This window comes from Fluviicola sp., assembly GCF_030151805.1.
Lineage (GTDB): Bacteria > Bacteroidota > Bacteroidia > Flavobacteriales_D > Crocinitomicaceae > Fluviicola.
In genome coordinates, this window is the sequence record NZ_JASLCN010000135.1 from 1 (window position 1) to 8,268 (window position 8,268).

Annotated in this window: 6 protein-coding genes; 3 read left to right on the top strand and 3 right to left on the bottom strand. The window is 42.0% G+C overall.

Translation table 11 applies throughout. The annotated features are described in order from the left end of the window. A partial coding sequence (locus Q1V93_RS05170; RefSeq protein ID WP_300662416.1) for a SpoIIE family protein phosphatase occupies positions 1 to 813 on the top strand: 813 nt, incomplete at its 5' end. A gap of 99 nt (positions 814 to 912) precedes the next feature. Here the strand turns inward: Q1V93_RS05170 and Q1V93_RS05175 are convergent. Both Q1V93_RS05175 and rbfA read right to left on the bottom strand, forming a co-directional pair. Then, entirely contained in the window at positions 913 to 2,061 is a 1,149-nt protein-coding gene (locus tag Q1V93_RS05175) for an FtsX-like permease family protein (protein ID WP_300662419.1), read from the bottom strand. Positions 2,062 to 2,119: 58 nt separating this feature from the next. Continuing rightward, a complete protein-coding gene (rbfA, locus tag Q1V93_RS05180) occupies positions 2,120 to 2,455 on the bottom strand; it encodes a 30S ribosome-binding factor RbfA (protein ID WP_124746974.1) in 336 nt (111 codons plus the stop codon). Between the two features lie 67 nt (positions 2,456 to 2,522). Between rbfA and Q1V93_RS05185 the strand changes: the two genes are divergently transcribed. Continuing rightward, entirely contained in the window at positions 2,523 to 4,361 is a 1,839-nt protein-coding gene (locus Q1V93_RS05185; RefSeq protein WP_300662424.1) for an ABC transporter ATP-binding protein, read from the top strand. Positions 4,362 to 4,696: 335 nt separating this feature from the next. Beyond that, on the top strand, positions 4,697 to 7,093 hold the full coding sequence (locus tag Q1V93_RS05190; protein ID WP_300662427.1) for a choice-of-anchor L domain-containing protein: 2,397 nt from the start codon (positions 4,697 to 4,699) through the stop codon (positions 7,091 to 7,093). Here Q1V93_RS05190 and Q1V93_RS05195 read toward each other — a convergent pair. Further along, positions 7,085 to 7,867 carry an SDR family oxidoreductase gene (locus Q1V93_RS05195; protein WP_300662430.1) on the bottom strand — a complete coding sequence of 261 codons (783 nt, stop codon included), beginning with the start codon at positions 7,865 to 7,867 and terminating at the stop codon, positions 7,085 to 7,087. The genes Q1V93_RS05190 and Q1V93_RS05195 overlap by 9 nt on opposite strands. Positions 7,868 to 8,268 lie beyond the last annotated feature (401 nt).

Below are 8,268 nucleotides of genomic sequence, written 5' to 3' on the forward strand. Positions count from 1 at the left end.
GCTCTGGCTCGTGATATCACGGAAAAAAGAGCGAATGAATTACTGATCGAACAACAAAACAAGGACATTACTTCCAGTATCAATTCTGCGAAACGCATTCAGTACAGCTTATTGCCAAAAGCCTCTGAAATAGGGAATCATTTTGAGGATCATTTCCTGATCTTCAAACCCAAAGATATTGTAAGCGGTGATTTTTACTGGACTCACCGGGTAGGCGATAAACTCATCCTGGTTTTGGCAGATTGTACCGGTCATGGAGTTCCAGGAGCATTTATGACGATTTTGGGAATCAACCTCCTGAATCAGATTGTTATTGAGCGAAAAGTGGATGATCCGGCACAGATTTTAAATGATCTGAATTATGAACTTCATAAGCTGTTGAATCACGGAAGGAATACTTTAACCGCAGAAGGAATGGATGCACTGGTGGCTGTTTTCGAAAAAGACAACCTGGAATTTGCAACCAGCGGCGTTTCACTCATTCACATTCATGAGGAAGAGTTTCTGCTTTACCGGTCTACTAAAAAGGATGCCGATGCGGAGTCGCTTATTTATAATAAAATCAGCGTTTCCCTGGCAGACGAAGATCAGCTGTACTTAATTACGGATGGTTTCCAAAAACAATTCGGATCAATCCGGAACAAGAAATTCTCGTTCAAACGCATCAAGGAGTTATTGGAAAAGATCAAAGTCGAATCGATGCCTTTGCAGAAGAAGTACTTTGAAAATGCCTGGTCGAACTGGTCTGAAGGGCATGAGCAGACGGATGATATTACGATTATCGGGTTGCGTAAATACCGGGCAAACGAATAAAACCGGGTGCTTTTAAAAAATATACCCTGGTAATTGGTTGCCATTTGGCAAACTGGCAAAAAGGCATTTTTGAATCTAAAAAGAGAAGTGTTCCCCGAATCAGCTAATCGTTTTACGAACCAGGTAGCGCACCGGAAAGTAGGCCGACAAAACACTCAGCAAAATCACTGTTCCCAAAATAAACAGCACATCTTTCACCTGCAAAATAATCGGGAAAGCTTCATTACCGGAATTCGGCATTTTCAGCAAACCGAAATACACCTGTAGCAAGCACACTCCAATCCCCAAAACCAACCCGATGATGATTCCTTTCACTGCAATCAAAATCCCTTCAAAGAAGAAAATCTGGAACACAAAGCGCTTGGTAGCCCCGAAACGTTCCATCGTTTCAATGTTTTCTTTCTTTTCAATGAACAACATATTCAAAGAAGCCACCAGGTTAAAGGCTGCCAAAACAAAAATAAACAGCAGGATTAGCACCACGATTTTCTTCTCGCTTTCGCTGGTTTTAAAAATAAGCTCGTTCTTTTCCGCAGCAGTTTTGATCCGGAATTTGTTCCCAAAGCGTTTTTCCAACACGGATTTTACTGCCGGAATATCCTTTTTCGCTACATGGAAATAAATCGCGGTAATATCGGTGTCGTAATTCAGCTGTACTTCCGCAAAATAGATCGGAACCAGCAAATCAGACATGTTGATGTCTTTATTGTAATTCATTCTTCCCACCACTTTAAGCGGGGAAACTTTAAACGGACTTTTCAAACGCGCCATCGACGCATCCCGGAGCGGCGTATACAAAATCAATTCTTCGTAACCGTCCAATTCTGAAATGTAACCGTCTATTTTATCCAGTAAAGAAGCGCCGATCACAGCAGTTGGTTCACCGTTTTCTTCCAGGTTCGGATAGCCGTCTACCATGTGTTTTTCCAGCTGACAGGCATCCACGAATGAAAAATCAACTCCGACCATGCGTGCATTAACCCATTTTTTTCCATGTTTCACAATCACCGTTTCTTCAATGGCTTTGGACAAGGAAATAACTCCGGGAATGGCACGCAATTCATTCAGATTGACTGCGGTGGAATCAAAGGTTTTACCCTTTAGTGAACGCATCGTAATTGCAGGATCATAATCCGAATACAACTTGGAAACCATTTGCTCGATTCCGTTAAATGCAGACAATATGATCACAAGAGCGGCTGTGATAACCGCAATTCCGGAAACAGAAATCCGGGTGATCCAACTCACCAGGTTTCGCTGCTTCCTCGTATATCGAAGATACCTTCTTGCTATGAAGAACGAAACTTTAATCTTTCAATAGTTTATTGATCGTTTCCGCATAATCCAATGAGTCATCAATGTAAAACTGAAGCTCCGGAATCTTGTGCATATTTTTCAGGCGTTTTCCTACTTCGCCACGGATTTTACGTGAATTTTGCTGAATGTTATTCAAAACGTCCTTTTTATCCGGACCTGCAAAAACAGAAAGATAAATGCGCGCCAATGACAGATCGGAAGTTACCCGGACGATCGTTACACTGACCATTGCCCCAAGGCAGATTTCACTTGCATTGCGTTGAAAATAAGTCGCTAATTCTTCTTGAATTACCCCCTCAATTCGGTTTTGTCTAATAGAACTCATACTGCAAAGTTAAGAATTGTAAACTCGTTCATACACAAAGGACAACAAAAACATATCTTTGTAGCACATGAAATCATTAATCGTATTTTATAAATATACCTTTTCCTATAAGGTATTGGCAATATTGACAATCATTTACAACTTATTGTACGTCATTTTCAACTTGCTGTCCCTGATCCTTTTCATCCCGTTTCTGCAACTGATTTTCAAGGTAAATGAAGCTGCTGATCTGGCTGAACCTCATTATCATGGTGGTTTTATCAACTTTTTCACTTACTGCAAGGATTGGTACAATTATACCATGAATGAAATGGTGAAAGCCAATCCCAAAGAAGCATTGTTATTCGTATGTGTTTCCGTAATCGCTGCGTTTTTCCTGAAAAATTTATTTCGTTACGGTGCAATCTGGCATCAATCCCAATTGCGCATGGCGGTAGTGAGAGACCTGCGGGATCAGCTTTTTTCCAAAGCGATGAAACTTCCCCTGAGTTTTTATACCGAACAGCGAAAAGGAGATTTAATGGCGCGGATCAACAGCGACGTAAGAGAAATTGAATTAGCCGTAATTGCCGTTTTGGAATTGGTTTTCCGCGAACCTTTTGCCATCATCGTCTCGATTGCTTCGTTGATTTATATCAGCCCGAAATTGACCCTGATTTCATTTGTACTCCTTCCCATTTCTGCCTTCGTTATTTCCAGGATCGGGAAAAGTCTGAAAAAAACTGCAAAAGCAGGACAAGAGCAAACGAGTCTCGTGTTTTCGATTTTGGAAGAATCCATGGGAGGAATTAAAGTCATCAAAGCATTTAACGCGATTCCTTTTGTGGTAGAGCGTTTCAGAAAAGTGAATTTGAGGTTGCAGCAACTAAACACCGGAACATTCAGACGCGGCGATTTGTCTCCGTTATTGAACGAATTCCTGGGTGCAACGGTGATGATCTGCCTGGTCTGGTTCGGAGGAACCATGATTCTGAACGGCGATGACGACATGCTCGGAGGAGCCGAGTTTATTACTTTCATCATCGTGTTTTCACAATTGTTGCGGCCCATCCAGGGAATTGCAACTGCGATCGGAAACCTCAACAAAGCAGAGCCTTCGATGGACCGGATCAACGAGATTTTAAATACGAATGAGAGCATTTACGAAGTAGAAACTCCGAAAGAACTTCACGGACTGAAAGACGAAATCAAACTGGATGGTGTAAGTTTCAAATACAAAGACGAATGGGTTTTAAAGAACATTCACTTTGAATTAAAACGCGGTAAAACCATTGCTTTGGTTGGAGAATCCGGAAGCGGAAAATCAACGATTGCAGATTTACTCCCGCGTTTCTACGACGTGAATGAAGGCGCCATTTACATTGATGGCATCAACCTCAAAGAATACAAACTGGAAGATCTGCATAAAAACATCGGGATTGTTTCACAGGAATCCATCCTGTTCAATGACACGGTTCGAAACAATATTGCTTTCGGAAGAGACGATGTTTCGATGGAAACCATTATCCAGGCGGCTAAAATTGCCCATGCGCACAACTTCATCGAACAGCTTGAACACGGGTACGATACGGTAATCGGAGAACGCGGAAACAAACTTTCAGGTGGACAAAAACAGCGTTTGAGTATCGCACGTGCCGTTCTGAAAGATCCTTCCATTTTGATCCTGGACGAAGCAACCTCTGCGCTTGACACGGAAAGCGAACGCATTGTTCAGGGAGCTCTGGATGATTTGATGAAAGACAGAACTTCCTTGATTATAGCCCATAGAATGAGCACGATTATCAATGCCGATGAAATTTTGGTATTGTCGAAAGGACAGATCATTGAACGCGGAAAACACGCCGATTTGATTGCTTTGGGAGGAACTTATGCCAACTTGTGCGGATTGCAGGGAATTTTTAGCTAGATCCCGTAACAAAATGCTGTTGATTCCGGGCGTAATATTGCGAAATTACGCCCGTTGAAAACAACTAAAAAACCAACCTGTTTCCCTGATTTTCCGGGTTCATTTTGAAAATTCAGTTATCAATCAATGACGTAATATTACGTCCGGCTTTGTCTACAGTTATAACCACCATTCAAACTGTTGATGATATCAATCGCAGGACAAGCTCTCATTTTTATGATTTTTTCACGGATAAATCATTGATTCCTACCGTTTAATCAGTATATTTCCATTTTGGTTCGCTTTTTGTAATTGAAGAAACAACTATTCCCTAAAATGGGCGTTATTAGAATGATATGAAGCTAATTTGGACGATACTCTTCTTTTTTCCTTTATCCGTGATGGGTCAGTTGATCACATCCCCTCAAAGTCCTGCTTCATTAGTACAAAATACACTTTTAGGTCCGGGAGTAACTGTTTCCAATATTAACTTTTCAGGTTCCGGTGGCGCAATCGGAAGATTCACGGCAAACGGAACGAACCTTGGAATTCAATCCGGAGTGGTCATCACAACCGGAACAATTGCCAATAACGGAAACGGACCACAAGGACCAAATAACCAGGCAAACTCAGGTGTTGATAACGGTACGCCCGGATTCGGAGCACTTTCAAACCTGGTTGGCGGAACAAGCACCTACAACGCTTCCATTCTTGAATTTGATTTTATTCCTTATGCCGACACCGTTCGGTTTAAATATGTTTTCGGTTCGGAAGAATATCCCGAATATGTCGGTTCTCAATTCAACGACGTTTTCGCATTCTTCATTTCAGGTCCCGGAATCAGCGGAGCCCAAAACATTGCACGCCTTCCAAGCGGAGTTCCGGTTACGATCAATAATGTAAACAACGGAACATCTTCTCCCGCACCGGGAGTAACTCCGATCGGAGCAGTCAATCCACAATACTTTGTACCGAACGGAAACGGAAGTCAATCTCCGTACAACAGTTCTTCGGCATATATTCAATACGACGGATTCACCAAAGTGCTGGAAGCAGTCTCAAAAGTTCAATGTGGTAAAACATACCATTTGATCATTGCAATTGCTGACGTTGGAGATGGAATTTTTGACTCGGGAATTTTCCTGGAAGCAAATAGTTTAACATCAAAAGCTCCGGTTGAAATCAAATATACCATGTCTTCAGATCCGTTCAACGACGGTAAAACCATGGCGGAAGGTTGCGTAAATACAACCGTAACACTTACCCGCACAACCGGTATTTCACAATCATTGACTATTCCGATTATTGTTTCGGGTACGGCTACTGAAGGAGTAGATTACAGCAACATTCCGAATTCCGTTACTTTCAACCCTGGCCAAACAACGATTAGCTTTAATTTCAGTGCCTTTGCAGATGGAATTGCGGAAGGAATTGAGACAATCAATCTTGATTTTCAGACCCTGGATGCCTGTGGAAACTTAAGTCCTTTTATGCTTAATCTTCAAATCGGCGATATCCAGCCGGTTGAAGTCACGGTGAATTCTGTAGATAAACTTTGTCCGCAGGATGAAGCGGTTTTGACAGCAGTACCGGGTGGCGGATCAGGACCTTATACCATTGTTTGGAGTACGGGTGAAACAACCCCATCCATTACAGTAAATCCTACAGCAACTCAAATTTACACCGTTTCAGTAACGGATGCATGTTTACACCAGACGGTTACAGCTACAGCAACCGTTACAGTGCCGGTTTATCAACCGATTGCGATGGTTACAACACCGGATATCACTGAAATATGCCCGTACGTTCCGAAACAATTGACCGTACAGGTGAGTGGTGGTGCAGGAAATTTTGTTTATTCCTGGCATTTGGCAAACGGAACTGTTCTTGGCACAAATGATACGCTGGACGTGATTCCGAGCACCAGCACGATGTATTACGTAGAAGTTACAGATCAATGCGGTGTTTCTGCCATTGACAGCGTGATGTATACTATTACAAGTCCGCCGCTTTTATTGACCATGTCGCCAAATCAGTTGATTTGTCCGGGAGACACCGTTCCGATCAGCGTGACTGCAACAGGAGGTTACGGTCAGTATTTCTACAATTGGCTGCACAGCGGAGAAACAACAGCACAGGTTTTTGTTCATCCATATACAACAACCTCTTACACAGTATCTGTGTCCGACGAATGTCAAACCTTTACGGTAGAAGGAACTACAACAGTCAATGTCACTGTTCCGGTAGCGGACTTCGCCATCTCCAGTAATGTATTGTTCGAAGATTTACCGATTACATTCCAGAACCTGACGGTAGGCGGAAACACGTATCATTGGGAATTCGGCGACGGCCAGACTTCAACATTGGTTCACCCGAATAATACCTATGATGTTCCGGGTACATATTATGTCACATTGATTGCGACCAATGCTATCGGATGTAAAGACACGGTTGTTAAACCAATTACCATTGAAGAAGAATGGTGGATTTATGTTCCGAATACCTTTACTCCGGATGGCAACCTGTTCAACAATACCTTCAAGGCTTCCATGATCGGAATCAAGGAAACGGAAGTATTTATCTATGACCGCTGGGGACAGGAAGTATTTCATTCTACCAGCATCCGGTGGGAATGGGATGGAACTTATAAAGATTTGTTGGTTCCGGACGGAACTTACACCTATAAGATTAAGTATGTGACCAAATCAAATATCGAAGATACTATCATTGGTCACGTCAATGTTCTAAAGTGATTTTGTTCTTCCCCCGTCAACAGGAATATTGATTCCATTGATGTAACTCGCATCGGGAGACGCTAAGAAAACAACAGCAGCAGCAATTTCTTCCGGTTGAGCAATCCGTTTCATTGGCGACTCATCTGCCATTTCTTCAAAGATTGAATCTACGGAATCACCGGTTTTGTTGGATTTATTAGAAGCAATTTCCTGCAAGCGCGTCGTATTCGTTGCCCCGGGAAGTACGTTATTTACGGTGATATTGAATTGACCCAATTCGTTTGCCAAAGTTTTGCTCCAGTTTCCAACTGCACCTCTGATCGTATTGGACACTCCCAATCCCGGAAGCGGTTGTTTTACACTCGTAGAAATAACGTTGATGATTCTTCCTCCTCCAAGCTGTTTCATTCCCGGAACCAATGCCTGAACAAGGATGTGATTGCAAATCAGGTGCTGATTGAATGCTGCCAAAAATTCGCTGATATCGGCGTCAATAGCAAGTCCAGCTTTTGGTCCGCCTGTGTTATTCACTAAAATGTCTATTCGGTTTCCGTTAGAAAGATACCCTTCTATCTTTTGTTTCAACCCGGAAGGATCGGCAAAATCTGCCACCAGGTATTCATGATTTTGTTGATTTTCAGTGCTCAACTCCTTCAGGACAGCCTTCAATTTTTCTTCATTTCGGGCCAAAAGCACCACTTTAGCTCCCATTTCAGCTAATTTAAGGGCTACTGCTTTCCCAATACCTTGTGTGCTCCCTGAAACAAGAGCTGTTTTTCCGTTCAACTTCATAAGAAGCAAAAATATTCAATTTCCCCTCACTCTCACAACAGACCTTCCATAAAAAAACGTCTTTGCACTGTTTCAGGGGCTTTCAGCCGTTTATCCACTCCTCAAACCGTTCATGTTAAATTTTCGTACAAAAACACGTATATTATTGATAAATCAATATTGACAGGTAAATCGTTTCTTAAAACAAGCAATCCGTTAGATCACAGCTCCTTAATGTTCAATTAACAAAATACGCCATTCTTTTTTCGATACATTAGACCAAACTATTTATTGAATACTTATGAAGACAAAATTACTATGGGTAGGTTTGTTTAGTTTGTTCTCCTGTTTTATTTACGGGCAAACAACTATCACAACCACTCACCCGAATAATAACGGAAATGGTTCTGTTATTTTCAATG

What these genes read in the sequence shown, in the direction of transcription:
- rbfA (WP_124746974.1), bottom strand. Translation starts at nt 2,455, where the DNA reads ATGAGTTCTATTAGACAAAACCGAATTGAGGGGGTAATTCAAGAAGAA.
- Q1V93_RS05190 (WP_300662427.1), top strand. Translation starts at nt 4,697, where the DNA reads ATGAAGCTAATTTGGACGATACTCTTCTTTTTTCCTTTATCCGTGATG.
- Q1V93_RS05195 (WP_300662430.1), bottom strand. Translation starts at nt 7,867, where the DNA reads ATGAAGTTGAACGGAAAAACAGCTCTTGTTTCAGGGAGCACACAAGGT.
- Q1V93_RS05185 (WP_300662424.1), top strand. Translation starts at nt 2,523, where the DNA reads ATGAAATCATTAATCGTATTTTATAAATATACCTTTTCCTATAAGGTA.